Annotated in this window: 14 protein-coding genes; 1 reads left to right on the forward strand and 13 read right to left on the reverse strand. The window is 66.8% G+C overall.

Features of this window, described 5'->3' with window-relative positions; genetic code table 11:
- Positions 1 to 122 precede the first annotated feature (122 nt).
- Positions 123 to 866 carry a UDP-2,3-diacylglucosamine diphosphatase gene (gene lpxH, locus ACCQ05_RS16270; RefSeq protein ID WP_104539806.1) on the forward strand — a complete coding sequence of 248 codons (744 nt, stop codon included), beginning with the start codon at positions 123 to 125 and terminating at the stop codon, positions 864 to 866.
- A 107-nt stretch (positions 867 to 973) separates the two neighbouring features.
- On the opposite strand, the gene ACCQ05_RS16275 is transcribed toward lpxH, so the two are convergent.
- The 13 genes from ACCQ05_RS16275 to ACCQ05_RS16335 form a co-directional block, all read right to left on the reverse strand.
- Complete coding sequence (locus ACCQ05_RS16275) at positions 974 to 1,393, reverse strand: hypothetical protein (protein WP_104539807.1); 420 nt, start codon at positions 1,391 to 1,393, stop codon at positions 974 to 976.
- 130 nt (positions 1,394 to 1,523) lie between these two features.
- Positions 1,524 to 2,777 (reverse strand): zinc-dependent metalloprotease, encoded by a 1,254-nt coding sequence (locus ACCQ05_RS16280; protein WP_372391540.1) that lies wholly within the window; start codon positions 2,775 to 2,777, stop codon positions 1,524 to 1,526.
- Positions 2,778 to 3,253: 476 nt separating this feature from the next.
- The gene (locus tag ACCQ05_RS16285) at positions 3,254 to 4,078 is read right to left on the reverse strand and encodes an IS3 family transposase (RefSeq protein ID WP_228964733.1); all 825 of its coding nucleotides are present in this window, start codon (positions 4,076 to 4,078) and stop codon (positions 3,254 to 3,256) included.
- The gene (locus ACCQ05_RS16290; RefSeq protein WP_372390370.1) at positions 4,078 to 4,392 is read right to left on the reverse strand and encodes a DUF1153 domain-containing protein; all 315 of its coding nucleotides are present in this window, start codon (positions 4,390 to 4,392) and stop codon (positions 4,078 to 4,080) included. Before ACCQ05_RS16290 ends, ACCQ05_RS16285 begins: the two co-directional genes overlap by 1 nt.
- A 150-nt stretch (positions 4,393 to 4,542) precedes the next feature.
- Entirely contained in the window at positions 4,543 to 5,349 is an 807-nt protein-coding gene (locus tag ACCQ05_RS16295) for a ferritin-like domain-containing protein (RefSeq protein WP_267475856.1), read from the reverse strand.
- A complete protein-coding gene (locus ACCQ05_RS16300; RefSeq protein WP_372391542.1) occupies positions 5,346 to 5,951 on the reverse strand; it encodes a hypothetical protein in 606 nt (201 codons plus the stop codon). Before ACCQ05_RS16300 ends, ACCQ05_RS16295 begins: the two co-directional genes overlap by 4 nt.
- Entirely contained in the window at positions 5,926 to 7,392 is a 1,467-nt protein-coding gene (gene purF, locus ACCQ05_RS16305) for an amidophosphoribosyltransferase (protein ID WP_104539812.1), read from the reverse strand. Before purF ends, ACCQ05_RS16300 begins: the two co-directional genes overlap by 26 nt.
- Positions 7,393 to 7,422: 30 nt before the next feature.
- On the reverse strand, positions 7,423 to 8,172 hold the full coding sequence (locus tag ACCQ05_RS16310; RefSeq protein ID WP_104539813.1) for a CvpA family protein: 750 nt from the start codon (positions 8,170 to 8,172) through the stop codon (positions 7,423 to 7,425).
- Between the two features lie 227 nt (positions 8,173 to 8,399).
- The gene (locus ACCQ05_RS16315) at positions 8,400 to 9,479 is read right to left on the reverse strand and encodes an SPOR domain-containing protein (protein WP_372391546.1); all 1,080 of its coding nucleotides are present in this window, start codon (positions 9,477 to 9,479) and stop codon (positions 8,400 to 8,402) included.
- A 68-nt stretch (positions 9,480 to 9,547) separates the two neighbouring features.
- Positions 9,548 to 10,816 (reverse strand): bifunctional tetrahydrofolate synthase/dihydrofolate synthase, encoded by a 1,269-nt coding sequence (gene folC / locus ACCQ05_RS16320; protein WP_372391549.1) that lies wholly within the window; start codon positions 10,814 to 10,816, stop codon positions 9,548 to 9,550.
- 228 nt (positions 10,817 to 11,044) lie between these two features.
- Positions 11,045 to 11,593: a hypothetical protein gene (locus ACCQ05_RS16325; RefSeq protein ID WP_372391551.1), complete on the reverse strand. Its 549-nt coding sequence runs from the start codon at positions 11,591 to 11,593 to the stop codon at positions 11,045 to 11,047.
- A gap of 208 nt (positions 11,594 to 11,801) precedes the next feature.
- Entirely contained in the window at positions 11,802 to 12,446 is a 645-nt protein-coding gene (locus ACCQ05_RS16330) for a histidine phosphatase family protein (protein WP_372391553.1), read from the reverse strand.
- A 349-nt stretch (positions 12,447 to 12,795) separates the two neighbouring features.
- Positions 12,796 to 14,877 (reverse strand): phosphocholine-specific phospholipase C, encoded by a 2,082-nt coding sequence (locus ACCQ05_RS16335; protein WP_372391555.1) that lies wholly within the window; start codon positions 14,875 to 14,877, stop codon positions 12,796 to 12,798.
- Positions 14,878 to 14,928 lie beyond the last annotated feature (51 nt).

Consider the following 14,928-nt stretch of genomic DNA (forward strand, 5'->3'; position numbering starts at 1 on the left):
CATGCGAGGCCTGGTGTTATCGATTGCCGAGTGGCTTCGCCCGTACCCTCACCCCAACCCCGCTCCCGCAGGAGAGGGGCTTGCTGCATTCCCGTCCCGTGCTCCCGCCGTACAATGACGCGATGACGACCCTGTTCATTTCCGATCTGCATCTGGATCCGGCCCGGCCGGCGATCACCGAGTTGTTCCTGGAGTTCCTGCGCACGCAGGTGCCCGGCAGCGATGCGCTGTACATCCTCGGCGACCTGTTCGAAGCCTGGATTGGCGACGACACCCCGTCGACCGCGGCCGATGCGATCGCGCTGGCGCTGCATGCGGTGGCCGATGCAGGCGTGCCGGTGTTCTTCATGGCCGGCAATCGCGACTTCCTGGTTGGCGAACACTATGCACAGCGTGCGGGTTTCCGCATCCTGCCCGACCCCACGGTGATCGATCTGTACGGGCACACCACCTTGTTGATGCACGGCGACCTGTTGTGCACCGACGACACCGCGTACCAGGCCTTCCGCGCGCAGACGCGCGACCCGGTGTTTCAGGCGCAATTCCTGTCGCAACCGCTGGCAGCGCGCGTGGCCTTTGCACAGCAGGCGCGTGCCGCAAGCCAGGCCCGCTACGCCGAACTCCAGCAAGGCGATCAGGCACAGCTGGAAACCGTCACTGATGTCTCCCAGACCGAAGTAGAGACCACCTTCGTGCGTTACGGTGTGGATCGCCTGATCCATGGGCATACCCACCGCCCCGCCATCCACACCGTGCAGGCCGGCGATCGCACCTGCACGCGCATCGTGCTGGGCGACTGGTACGAACAGGGCTCGGTGCTGCGCGTGGATGCCGACGGCGTTGCGCTGGAACAACTGCCACTGTAGTTGCGCCGCCGGTGTGTTGCGAGCGGCCGACACGTCGCTCACGCGCCAGCGGGCAGTGCCTTCAAGCCGCGGCCGGAATTCAAGATGCTGGTGTTGCTGCGCAGGCCTTATTGCAGGCTGCGCGCGCGCTCGGCGTAGTCGACGAAATCGGCGTTGACCACGTCGTACCACTGCACCGTGCCGTCGGCCTGCACGCGGAAGCGATCGCGCACCGGGCTGGTCTGCGGGTCGCCGGGGCAACCGTTGCCGTGGCGCTCGTGGACGGCAAATTCAAATGTACCCGCAGCAGGCGCATCGCCGGCTTCGGTGAGAATGCTGATGCAGTTGTCCGGATAGGCGTGATCGCGCTGCAGCTGCGCTTCGAGCACGTGCAGCGCGCGGGCCTCGGCATCGTTGCCGGTCACGGCCGCCGGCGCTGACGCGGCAGGCGTGGGCGTGGTGGCAGCGGGCTCGGCCGGCTGCTGCCGGCAGCCGAGCACCGCCAGCGCAACCAGGCACGCGACGGCATAACGCGAGGATGTAGACATGAGGACTCCGCTCGACAGGACGTGACCGGCTGGCGCCGGCGGGGCCTCTAGTCTGCGCGATCATCGCGTGCGGGAGTAGCGCCCCGTCCCGGCACCTGACGGTGTCGGGACGGGAGCTGCAGGCACGGCCTCAGCGGAAGCCGGCGATCGTGGCCTTGGTGTTGACCAGCACGCGCTGGTTGTCGGCGGTGCTGGCATTGCCCATCGGCACGCCGTTGTAGCTGATGTTGGGATTGGACCAGTAGTTCAGGCGCGGGCAACCACTGTTGCAGTCGTAGGCCATGATGGTGCGCCAGCTGTTGCCGTAGCGATACCCGTGGCCGTAGGCGTACGGCGAAGTGCTCGGGTCGTTGGTGGCATCGTGACGCGCGCTCTGCAAGTGGCCGATTTCATGCGCGAAACTGTAGTAGCCGGTGGCGCAATCCCAGTACACCGAGGCGAACGCACTGGCCGCATTCGAGCCGATGCCCGAGGCCAGGCCGCAGTAGCTGCTGTTGTCCAGCACGATCACGCCCACGTCCGCGGTGTAGGTATTGCGGCTGGTGTGGATGCTGTCCATGTAACCGTCGTTGGTCACGCGGAAGCGTTGCAGATCGGTGGTGAAGTTGCCGGATTCGGTGTAACTGGTGGTCTCGTAGCGCGCCAGCTGCAAGGTGATGCCGACGTTGCTGTTGATATAGCCCTGGTTGGCTTCGGCCACCGCCAGCTGCACCAGCGATTGCATGTTGCCGCCGTACGCATTGACCGCCTTGTTGGTGGCGACCACCAGCACGCGAATGGTGGCCGGGCTACCGGACGAGGCAGCCGCAGTGGTGACGCGCCCGTCGCCCGGCATGTCGAACTTGGGCAACAGGCTGTACTCGGCCGGATGCTCCTGCGGCATGCGCTGCTCGTCGACCTGCACCAGCACGTGGCGGCCATCGGCCAGCGGACGCAGGCGATACAGTTTGCCGGCATAGCGAATGGTGCCGGTGACGGTGTCGCCACTACGCACCAGGATGGCCGAGTTCAGCGGATCCACGCCGGACAACGTGCGCGCACGGGTGCCGGCACGCGGGCCGAGATTGCCGTACCAGACGCTGTCGCCGCCTTCCAGCGCGTCCACTTTGGCCTGGGTGGCGGTGATGGTCTGGCCATCCAGCTGCAATTCCAGCAGCTTCTCGCCCGCTGCCACCGCGCCGGCATCGAGCTGGACCACCTGGGCATTGGCGGTGGACGGTGCGCTCAACAGGCGTTGCAGCGAGGGTTCGGTGGTGACCGTGGCAGCGGCGCTGCGGCTGAGCGCCGGACCGGCCTGGTATAGCGGCTTGCCCGCGGCGGCGGCGGTGCCGGCCAGGCACATGGCAATCAGGCCCACCGTGGTGCACATCGACTTCGACTTCATCGTCTCTCTCTCCTAAGACATGGAAGTAACGGATGCAAAGCACCGGGCCCCTGTCCCCGGAACGCCATTAGGGCGCGCACGAATGTATTTTTTGCAAGTTGTTACAAAAGAAAATTACGTTTATGTGATGAATAGCGGCCACTGGATGCGATTCCGGCGGCGCCAGGAAGGGAACCAGCGCACAGTCCGGTCCGGCAGGCCGCGCTCGTCGCATGGCAGAGCGGCCGGGCAGCGCGCGATCAGGCAGCACGCAATCGCAGCGGGCAGCGTCCACACCGGCAGCGGTCTCGCCTTCGTGCCGGGCAGCTGGCGAGCGAGGCCCGGTGCAATGCCGCGTGCGCGTTGCCACGCGGCACCATCGCGATCCGGCGCGTGGTCCCGCACTCCGGCCTGCCCGTCGCACGGTCACGCGGCGCCACCGCGCGCAGCCGAAGCCGAATCGCCCTCGTGTAATGACCCATCGGTTTCTGCTCAGGTCATGCAGTTAATGTAGCGGCATAGGCCGCATCCGGGGTCATCATCTTCAGCGCCTGGTGAGGGCGCTGTTGGTTGTAGAAGGCGATCCAGTCAGCAATCACTCGCAGCGCGTGTGTGTGGCTCTCAAAGCGATGTCGGTGCACGCACTGTTCCTTCAAGGTCCGGATCACACGCTCCACCATCCCGTTCTGCTGTGGGCAATGCGGGGTGATGAACTCCTGCATCAGCCCATAGCTGCGAACCAGTCGGGTGTAGTCGCGGCTGGTGAACACCAGACCATTGTCTGAGCGAAGCAGAAATGGCTCCTGCACTCGGCCCAGCGTGCCGTAGCGTGTGATGAGCGCCTGCTCCAGTGCGGCAGATGCCGTGCTGGCTTTACCGGTCCGTGACAGGTGCCAGCCGAGCAGTTGCCGCGTGCTGCAGTCGATCACCAGCGCCAGACTCAGCCAGCCGTCCTTGCCGCCCCAAACGCGACACAGATCAGTGGCCCAGCGTTGATCCGGCTTCTCGGCGCGGGAGACCTTGGCTTCAATGCGCGGGCGCTGGCCAAGGGCACGCTTGCGCACCTGCCAGCCCTTCAGCTGGAAGATCCGCTGCACCGTGTTTTTGTTCATACCAAGCAGCGCAGCGACCGTGCGATAGCCGAAACTCGGCTCCGTCTCGATCATCTTCTTGATCGGTTCGGCCAGCTCCGGCTTCACTTTGGCTGGCGATCTGGTCGGCTTGTAGTACGTCGTGCGACGTGCCACACCGAACCATTGGCACAACTTGGTCATCGGAACCGAAACACCTTCGTCCTTCAGGCCCTGCTGGACCGAGAGCATCAGCTCTCGTCCTTTCCCAGCAGGGAGGCCAGCTTTTTTCGGGCGCGGATCTCCAACATCGCCTCGCCGTAGGCCTCCTGCAAGTCCTTCAGCTGCCGCTCGTACTGCTCGCGCACGTCCTCGGGCTTCGCCCGTAGGGCGTTCTTCATGCCTCGCTTGCCCTCCTCAACCCAGTTCTCGATCTCAGCCGGGGTCAGGTCGAACTGCCGGCTGGCCGCTGCTACCGTCGTCTTGCTCTGGATGATCTCAAGCACCAGCGCTGACTTGCGCCGGGCGGTCCAGCGCTTGATCTCTTCTTCCATCACTTCGCTCATCGGTGTCTCCTTCGGGGAAAGTAACACCTGAGCAGGAAATCAGTGGGTCATTACACTTGATCGTCGGCCTGCAGCAGGCGCAGCGCCGCAGCCGATTCATCCACACAGCGGACCGGCGTCGACCGCACGAAGGCCAGTCGCGTTGCGTCGCTAGCCGGCCTGCTCCACCAGGCTGGCCAACTCGTCCTCGTCGAAGCCGGCAAGCAGGCGTGCCTGGATATTGAACGGACCATGCAGATAGCCGCCGGCATACTCGCGCAGCAACGTCTTGAAGCGGGCACGCGGCTCGATGCCGGCCCGCTCGCAATACCAGCGGTACCAGCGCGAGCCGGCCGCCACGTGCGCCACTTCTTCGCGCAGGATGATGTCGAGCACGTCGGCAGTGGCGGCATCGCCCAAGGAGCGCAGCTTGACGATCATCGCTGGCGTCACATCCAGCCCGCGCGCCTCCAGCACGCGCGGCACCAGCGCCATCCGCGCCAGTCCGTCGTGTGCGGTCTTCTCGCACATCTCCCACAGCCCGTTATGCGCGGCGAAGTCGCCGTAGTCGCGAGCGTGCGCCTGCAATCGCGCGCGCAGCAGCATGAAATGCCGCGATTCGTCGTCGGCCACCGCCACCCAATCGGCGTAGAACGCGTCGGGCAGCCCGCGAAAGCGGTACACCGCATCCCAGGCCAGGTCGATCGCATTGAGTTCGATATGCGCAATGGCGTGGATGAAGGCGGCACGCCCGTCCGGCGTGCCCAGCCCGCGCCGCGGCAGCTCGCGCGGGTGCACCAGGATCGGCGCGGCAGGACGGCCCGGCATGCGGATCGGCGCCGGCGGCGGCGCCGCCGGATCGATCCTCAATTGACCATCGCGAAACGCCGCTGCGTAGTGCTGCGTCAACGCGACTTTTTGCAGCGGATCGGCAGCGTCCAGGCACGCGCATGCAGCGTCGAACAGATCCGTGATCATTTTGCCTGCCGCAGTGATGGCTGGCTCAGCGCTGCGAGCGATGCGGCACGCACCCGCTCGCACGCGTTTGCCTTGATCCGCAGCTCGCAGGCGGTGCGGTTGGCACACACCAGCCCGAACAGACGCGTGCGATCGGCCTGCGCAGGCGCCGGCACCGATGAAGACAACGCGCCGGGCAGGCCTGCACCAATACCGATTCCTGCACCGAGCAAGCGCGTCCGCTGGCTGCGGCAATCCACCGCGTACGTCCATTCCGCCAGGCCCGCTGGCGCTGCGCCCGCGGCCGCCGCCTCGCGCAGACGCACCACCACGATCGCCTCGCCCACGCGTGTGGCGCCGGCAAGATCCAGCCGCCGCGCGCCTGCAGGCGTGGCGAATGCGGGATCCAGCGCGGCCTGCTGCTGCCAATCCAGTTGCATGTCCAGCGTGGTGCTCAGCGCCACGGGCGGTTGTCCGTTGCCCAGGCGGTGGTCGTCTACCGAGCGCACTGCCGCCGTGTCGTTGGCCGCGCAACCCACCAGCTGCGCCGCCACTCCAGCCGCCAGCACGGCCAGCCGGCGGCAGCGCCGCTGGGATTCATGCGCGGCGACGCTTCTTGGCATCGTCCGAGCGCAGCTGCTGGATGCGTTCGAAATATCCCGGCTCGATGCCGGTGATGTACTCGCCGTTGAAGCACGAGGAATCGAACTGCTTGATGTCCGGGTTGCCTTCGCGCACCGCCACTTCCAGGTCTTCCAGGTCCTGGTAGATCAGCCAGTCGCAGCCCAAAAAGTCCTGGATTTCCTGCTCGCTACGGCCATGCGCGATGAGTTCTTCGGCGGCCGGCATGTCGATGCCGTAGATGTTGGGGTAACGCACCGGCGGCGCGGCCGAGGCCAGATACACCTTGCGCGCACCGGCATCGCGCGCCATCTGCACGATCTGCCGGCTGGTGGTGCCGCGCACGATCGAATCGTCCACCAGCAGCACCACGCGGTTGCGGAATTCCAGGTGGATCGGGTTGAGCTTGCGTCGCACCGACTTCTGCCGTTCGCCCTGCCCCGGCATGATGAAGGTGCGGCCCACGTAGCGATTCTTGACGAAGCCTTCGCGGTACTTCACGCCGAGCACGTTGGACATTTCCAGCGCCACGTCGCGCGAGGTATCCGGGATCGGAATGATGGTGTCGATGTCGTGATCCGGACGCAGGCGCAGGATCTTCTCGCCCAGCTTCAGGCCCATGCGCATGCGCGCCTTGTGCACCGAGATGTTGTCGATCATCGAATCGGGACGCGCGAAGTACACGTACTCGAAAATGCACGGCGCATGGTCGGTGGGCGCGGCGCAGACTTCCGAGAACAGCTCGCCGCGCGCGGTGATCACCAGCGCTTCGCCCGGGCGCACGTCGCGCACGCGCTGATAGCCGAGGATGTCCAGCGCTGCCGACTCGGAGGACACGATGTATTCGGTGCCTTCGGCGTGTTCGCGCTTGCCCAGCACCAGCGGGCGAATGCCGTGCGGATCGCGGAACGCGACCAGGCCCAGGCCCAGCACCACGCTGACCACCGCATAGCCACCCTTGCAACGGCGGTGCACGCCGGCCACGGCACGGATCGCCGCTTCCGGGGTGAGCATGCGCTGCGCGTCCAGCTCGTAGGCGAACACGTTCAACAGCACTTCGCTGTCCGAATCGGTGTTGATGTTGCGGCGGTCGGCTTCGAACACCTGCTGGCGCAGCGCCTCGGTATTGATCAGGTTGCCGTTGTGCGCCAGCGCGATTCCGTAGGGCGAATTGACGTAGAACGGCTGCGCTTCGTCCATGCCTTCCGACCCGGCGGTGGGGTAGCGGCAATGCGCGATGCCGACACGGCCCTCGAGCACCGCCATCTTCCTTTCGTCGAAGACATCGCGCACCAGGCCGTTGGCCTTCTGCACGCGCAACCGCGTGCCGTCGGCGGTGGCGATGCCTGCGGCGTCCTGCCCACGATGCTGCAGGACGGTCAAGCCGTCATACAGCTGCCCGGCGACGTTCTGGTTGCCGACAATACCGACGATGCCACACATGGTGCGTGTTCTCCGCTTCGGCTTGCGCCGTTACTGTGAAGGTGGCCGTGCCTGGCCTTGGGACTCGACCCGCGCGGGGTCGCTTTCTCCGCCGCGAACCTGCGCCGGATCGATATTGGCCGGCATCGCCTGCGCCGGATCGCGTCCGTCGCTGGCGGCCTTGCCGGGCTGCTTGCCGAGCGCACGCGTGATGGTGTCGCTCAGCCCCGAGCCGGCAAGCGCCTTGCCCAGGTCGGCATTATCGCCTGCCGAGGGCAACTTCCCCAACTCCGCTGGCAGGTTGCGCAATTCCATCGACGGCATCTCCATCGATGGCATCCGCCAGCCCGGCAGCTGCGCCCGCATCCAGCCCGCACCGGGCTCCAGCACCGGCAACAGCACCGACTGGCGCCATGCCGGTTCGCGCGGCAGCGGGGTGAACCCCATCAGCAACACCAGCACGCTGGCCAGGAATGCGCCGCGCACTACGCCCAGCCCGAACCCGAGCATACGATCGGTACCACCCAGCTTGACCGCGTCGACGCCGGCGCGGATCACCATGCCGGTCACTGCCACGGTGATCAGCACGCCGACGAACACCATGGCGTAACCGCCGAACGATTCGGTCGCAGACGGATGCTTGCCATCGGCCAGCCAGCGCGCGGCCGCCGCGCCGAACTGGAACGTGGCCCAACCGGCAAGCAACCACGACAAGGTTCCCACCACGATCGCGACGAAGCCGCGCAGCAGCCCCAGCAGGGCCGACACCAGGATGATGACGCCCAGCACCATGTCGATCATCGGCGATGTCTCCGCGCGGCATGCGGGCCGCTTGTGCAACGTGGCGAGCTGATCATGGCCTTCCCCTCCCTGGGCGTGAGGCTGTCGAACGATTCGGTGCAACAGATGCGTGCTGAACGCATGCATTGGTCAAGACGGCGTCTGCTTTACGTGGATAGCGTAGACAGCATGCTACGCCCTCGTGCCGCCGCAACCGCCGGGCGACGGCGCGACGCATTGCGCTGATCTCAAGGATGCGGGCGCACCATGCCGGAAATGCCGACCTTGGCCGCCACCTGCGCACGCAACTGTTCGGCATCGCCACGGTTGGCCACCGGACCGACGCGCACGCGATTGAGCGCACCCTTGTCGGTGCGGACCTGTTCGACGAACGCGCTGAAGCCGGCGGCGCGCACACGGTCGCGCAGCGCATTGGCGTCTTCGGCGCGGCCGAAGGCACCCAGCTGTACCGCAAACCCGACGCCGCTGGCGGCCGGCGCTGCCGGAGCCGTGGGGGCAGGCGCAGCGGGTTTGGCCGCTTCGGGCTTGGCCGGTGCCGGCGTTGCCGGGGTGGTCTTGGCGACCTCGGGCTTGGCCGGTGCCGGCTTCGGGGTCTCGGCCGGCTTGGGCGCGGCGGCGACCGGCTTGGCTGGCTCCGGCGGCAGGCTTTCGGTCCTGGGGGCGGCCGGCGTGCCAGCGGCAGTGGCGCTGCTGGCCGGCTTGGGCGCCGCCGCCGGGGTCGGGGTCGCCACCGGCGGTGGCGCGCTGGCGCTCGCATCCAGCGTCACTACCTGGGCATTGACGTCGCTGCGGACCTTCACCGCCTGCAGCCGGGCCGATTCGGCCTGCGCCTGATCGGCATACGGGCCCACGCGCACGCGCCAGGCCTCACGGCCGCTGATCTGGGTCTTCTCGCTGAAGCCGGGCAACTGCGCCTGCTTGAGCCGGGCGATCACCGCATCGGCATCGGCGCTGGTGGCGTAGGCGCCGAAATTGACCGCGTAGTTGCCGGCCGCCACTTCCGGCGCGGACGGCGCACTGGACGGCGTGGCCAGATCGGCGGCGTCGGGGTTGTCCTGCACCGCTGCCGGGGCGCCGGGGGCGCCGGCCATGCCCAGCGCACCACCGGCCGGGGCATCGCCCGGCGTCACCAACGGCAGCTCACGGGTTTCGAATTCGCCCTTGCCGGGCGCGGCGGGCGCCTCCAACGGAACGTCGGCCACGCCGCTGGACGGCGCAGGGCCCTTGACCAGCATCGGCAGGAAGATCACGGCAAGCGCCACCAGAACGATGGCGCCAATCAATCGCTGTTTCAGAGCAGTGTCCACAGAAGAGAGCTAGAGGCGGCGTGGCGGGGTGCCGCGGCGATTATAAGGCCGGCGCCCGCTTGCCGACCCTAACGGGCTGAACGAAGTGCGCTCAGCGCGTCGGCAACGGTATGGAACGAGCCGAACACCAGTATCCGATCGCCGGCCTGGGCGGCGGCCAGCACCGCCTGCAGCGCGCCAGCAACGTCGGCGTGGCAAGCGGCCTGGGCGGCGGCGGTGCCGTGCAGGCGTTGCTGCAGGGCCTGGGCCGATTGACCGCGCGCACCGTCCAATCCTGTCAGCGTCCAGTGGTCGACCTGCGCCGCCAGGGCCTCGACCACGCCTGGCGCATCCTTGTCGGCCAGCGCGGCGTAGACGGCGTAGGTGCTGCCGGCGACAGGCTGCGCGGCCAGCGCCTGGGCCAGCGCGCGCGCCGCCTGCGGGTTGTGCCCCACATCCAGCAAGACTTCCACGCCGGCCACATCCAGGCGCTGCAAACGCCCTGCCACCTGCGCCGCGACAATCCCCTGCGCCCACGCCGCCTGCGGCACCTCCACCGGCAGCGCCTGCAAGGCAGCAATCGCCGCGGCGGCATTGGCCAGCTGCACCGGCGCCTGCAGCGCAGGCATCGGCAATTCCAGGCTCACCGCCACATCGCGCCAGCGCCAGTGCTGCGCATCGACCGGTTCATGGAAATAATCGCTGCCGGCACGGATCGCATTGGCGCCCAGCAGGTAGGCGCGGCGCAGTACGCTCGATGGCGGGTCGATCTCGCCCAGCACCACCGGCTTCCACGCGCGGATGATGCCGGCCTTCTCGGCGCCGATCGCCTCGCGGTCCTCGCCCAGCCAGTCGGTGTGATCGATATCGACCGTGGTGATCACCGCCACGTCCGAGTCGACGAGATTGACCGCATCCAGCCGTCCGCCCAGGCCGACTTCCAGCACCGCCAGATCCAGCGCGGCGCCCTGGAACAGCCACAAGGCCGCCAACGTGCCGAATTCGAAATAGGTCAGCGCGGTGTCGCCACGCGCGGCCTCTACCGCAGCAAACGCATCGACCAGCTGCGCATCGCCGGCCTCCTCGCCATCGATGCGCACGCGCTCGTTATAGCGCAGCAGATGCGGCGAGGTGTAGGCACCCACCTTCCACCCGGCAGCACGCCCGATCGCCTCGATGAAGGCCACCGTCGAGCCCTTGCCGTTGGTGCCGCCCACCACGATGACGTGCCTGGCCGGCGTCTCCAGCTGCAGACGCGCGGCAACCTCGCGTACGCGTTCCAGACCCATCGCGATGGCGCTGGGATGCTGCTGCTCGATGTAGGCGAGCCAGTCGGAGAGAGAAGTGGTTGCGTTCATGGGGAGGGCTGCGCAAAGAGGGGCACATTATCGCCATTTGCGCGTGCGCATCGCACACCACGTCGGCGCTTGATGCCTCGCGAATGCTTGGTCAGACCGATGCACGGCACGGCGCGTCATCAATTCGTACAGGCGATATGCGCGCGTGGCCTTGGAAGGTTGTTTGGACTTACCGGCAGCAATCCATGCGGGGGACACCACTGCCAGAAAGACCACGCGTTCGACCACTCATTGCGGCCCGTAGATCTCAGTGACCCGCGCACCCAAGACCGAGCGTTGCCCTTTCAAGGTCACCGCGATCGGCTGCTCTGGGTAGCGGCGGTACAGCTCCTCCTTGATGCAAAGATAATTTGGAAATGCATGCTCCATCGGGCCACCGCGCAATTGATATTTGCAAAAATCGCTCGTCGATTGATGGTAGGTCTGCATGACATATGTCTCCTCGAACGTCGCCCCCACCAGCAATGTCACTCCCCAGGGAATGGCTTTTGCCAGAAACAACCAGGAGAGAAAGCCCATCATTGCCGGCATCCCGAGGAACATAAAGACTTTAAGAACGTGCCCGCCACCCTCCATGTCTGTTCGTCGACCCAAGCGACGGTTATGCCTACGCAGAAACATCGTTAGCGCGACGCCGATCGCCAAGGCTGGCCACTTCCAATAGCGCCCTTGCAGGAAATCGGCCGGGATAAATGTGGCAAGCGTGCTAGGCAGAATTAGTCCCAGCATCATGAAGATAGAGGCAACCTTCATCAAAGCGAACAGCTTTGTTTTCACCGAACTGGTCCCTCAGACGTATGCGCATGCTGCGCAGCGGCCAAGCAACGCTGAAGAGCGAGACCAAACATCCCTCTTCAAACATGCAAATTCAAAGAGGACACATGCATTGCAAGCAGCAACGCATGGAACTCCATCTCGATCACCTGAATGTTGGCAGCGTGAAGACAGTCAGAATTATTCCCGAGCGCAACACGCCACCACCAAGCTACAGCGCCCGATGCTTGGCTTCCCCGAAGAACGGCGTGTGGTGGGCGCAGTCGTTGAGACGCACCACGTCCAGATGATCGACGTCGTCGCCTTCGAGCAGGTTGAGCGTGGTCGGGGCCTGGCGGAAGGTCCACAGCCTGGACAACGGCAGGCCCAGGATCTTGCACAGGATGACGCGATTGACCGCGTCGTGCGCGACCACCAGCAGGGTGTCGTCGGCGCCCAGTCCGTCGGCGGCACGCGCCAGGCCGCGCCAGCTGCGGTCCAGCACCTGGCGCAGCGATTCGCCGCCGGGCATCAGCACGGTATCGGGTTCCTCGCGCCAGGCGCGCAGGCGTGCCGGGTCCTTGTCGTGGATTTCGCTTGCAAGCAACCCTTCCCATTCGCCGTGCGCGATTTCCTGCAGGTCGGCATCGGTCTGCAGCAGCGATGCGCGCGACGCGCCAAGGGCGGCCTTGGCCGTGGCCTGCGCGCGCGACAGCGGCGAGGCGACCGCACGGGTGATCTGCAAGGTCTGCAGCCGTTCGCCCAATGCACGCGCCTGGTCTTCGCCGACCGGCGACAGCGGAATATCGATCTGGCCCTGATAACGGCCTTCGGCGTTCCACGGCGTCTCGCCGTGACGAGCAAGCAGGATGCGCATGCGCTGAGAGTTCCTTGGGGAGGGGGCGGCTCGCAGCAGCGAAACCGGACCGCATCATAACCGCTCCCCGCCCCGCGCCCGGCCGACTCAGCGCACGCCCAGCTCCTACAGCAGCCGCGGCGCTGGCGCCACCTCGGTCATGATCCGGCGCAGGCCGCGGCTGTCCACGGCGATCGCGCAAAGCACGGCCGGGGCGACCATTCCCTTGCCGCTGCTCCACTCGCACCGCCATCCAGGCCCCGCCCGCATGTCCCGCATGTCCCGCGCATCCATCGCCGAGGAGCCAGAGTTGCCGCTGGCGATCTGCGGTTGAAGCGCAACTGGAAGCGCGCGATGCGGCCGTCGTGGCTCAGGCGCGCCCGAAGCTGGGGTCGCTGCGGCTGGGCCGCCCGGTTTCCAGGTGGCCGGCCAGGCGGCGGCGGAAGGCCGCACCCGGCTGCTCGACCACCAGGTCGTACCAGTGATCGCTCGCCGCCAGCGGCAGACGGATGCTCTGCCGCTGGCCGGCGGCCAGGCGCAGCGGCCGCGGCGTCGGGTCGCCATGGTCCAGCGCGCGCAATTGCAGCGCGCAGGACTGTGGCCCGGCGTTGCCGATCTCCAGCACCAGCGCCTCGCCGTCCTGTCGCGCTTGAACCCAGGGCCCGGCCTGCTGCGCAGCGTCGGGGTGGAGTTCGCCGGCGAACTCGCGCAGGAAACCGTTGGGCCCATGCACGCGCAGCGCGTACGTCCCCTCGTGCAGCGCACCTGGCGGGACATCGTCGAGCTGCGTGCCCGGCAGCACGGTGTAATACCAGGGGCCACCGCTGGGCTTGCTGGTGTAGACGTTGAACGCCGCCGCCGCGGTGCCGCTGTTGACGAACTGCAACTGCAGCGCGTTGCCGGCGTGCACGCGCGCATGCACCTGCAGGGCGTATGGCAACGCGCGCGCGGGGCGTTGGCCCGGCTCCTGCCGCGGCATGCCGGGGTCGCTCGGCGGCACCGGTAGCGGCTTGTTGCGCAACGCAGCGGTACGCGCGCGGTAGTCGTCGATCGCTGGCAACGCGCTCAGCGCCGAATCGTCCGGCTTGCGGAAATCGAACACGCTGGTCAGATCGCCGCTGACCGCGCGGCGCCACGGGCTGATGTTCGGCTCGGCCACGCCGAAGCGGCGCTCCAGCAGGCGCAGCACCGAGGTGTGGTCGAACACCTGCGAGTTGACCCAGCCACCGCGGGTCCACGGCGAGATCACCAGCATCGGCACGCGGATGCCCAGACCGACCGGCACGCCGTCATGGGCTTCGCCGCGCACATCGACATTGCTGCGCCCCATGCGCGCATCCAGCGCCGGCAACGGCGCCGGCACATGATCGAAGAAGCCGTCGTTCTCGTCGTAGTTGATGATCAGCGCGGTCCTGGCCCAGACCTGCGGATTGGAGGTCAACGCATCGATCAGCCGCGCCACCAGCGACTCACCGTAGGCCGGCGGCGCTTCGGGATGTTCGCAGTACGCGGTGGGTGGAATGATCCACGACACCTGCGGAAGGCGATTGCCCTGCACGTCGGCCGCAATCGCTGCGATCAGATGATCGGCCTGGGTGGTGACCGCGTTGTCTGCGCTGGATCCGGGCACATAGGCACGTGCGCGCCGATAACGTTCGTCGGCGGGATCGAGCCCACGGTAATGGGAAAAATACGCCAGCGAGTTGCAGCCGAAGTTGTCGTATTCCTGGTACACGCGCCAGTCGATGCCGGCCGCCTGCAAGCGCTGCGCATAGGTGGTCCAGCCCATCGCCGCGTAACCGGGTTTGTCGCGCGCCATGTCGGCGGTCCAGTTGCCGTCGTCGGCGTTGCTGATCACCTGTGCGCGGGTGTCGCCCACGGTCAGCCCGCTGGTACCGGTAAACAGATACATGCGATTGGGATTGGTGGGCCCATGCATCGAACAGAAGTAGCCGTCGCAGATGGTGAAGGCGTCGGCAAGCGCGTGGTAGTACGGGATGTCCTGGCGCTGGAAATAGCCCATCGTCAGCTCGCCCTTGTACGGCACCCAGGCATCGTATTCGGCCCAGCGTGTTGGGTCCTGCCCATGGCCGGCCTTCCAGGAGTGATCCAGGCTCTTGATCAACGGCGCGCTGGTGTTGTGCGAATCGAATGCGAACGGCAACAGCCGGCGTCCATCGGCGGCAGGCTGGCTCCAGACCGGGTTGCCGTCGCGCAGCTGCAGCGCGTGCGGGTCGCCGAAGCCGCGCACGCCGCGCAGCGCGCCGAAGTAATGATCGAACGAGCGGTTTTCCTGCATCAGGATCACCACATGCTCGATGTCGCGCAGCGTGCCGGTGCGCGCATTGGCAGGCAGCGCCAGCGCGCGACCGATCGACGACGGTAGCGCACCGGCGGCGGTGAGCGCGGCAACCCGCTTGAGGAAATCGCGGCGCGAAGAAGAAGACGTCATGACCAAAGCCTTGCCGAAGTCGGTGCGATGCAGCGCATGTCGCGATGCGCA

The sequence above is a fragment of the Xanthomonas sp. NCPPB 3582 genome (assembly GCF_041475735.2).
Lineage (GTDB): Bacteria > Pseudomonadota > Gammaproteobacteria > Xanthomonadales > Xanthomonadaceae > Xanthomonas > Xanthomonas codiaei.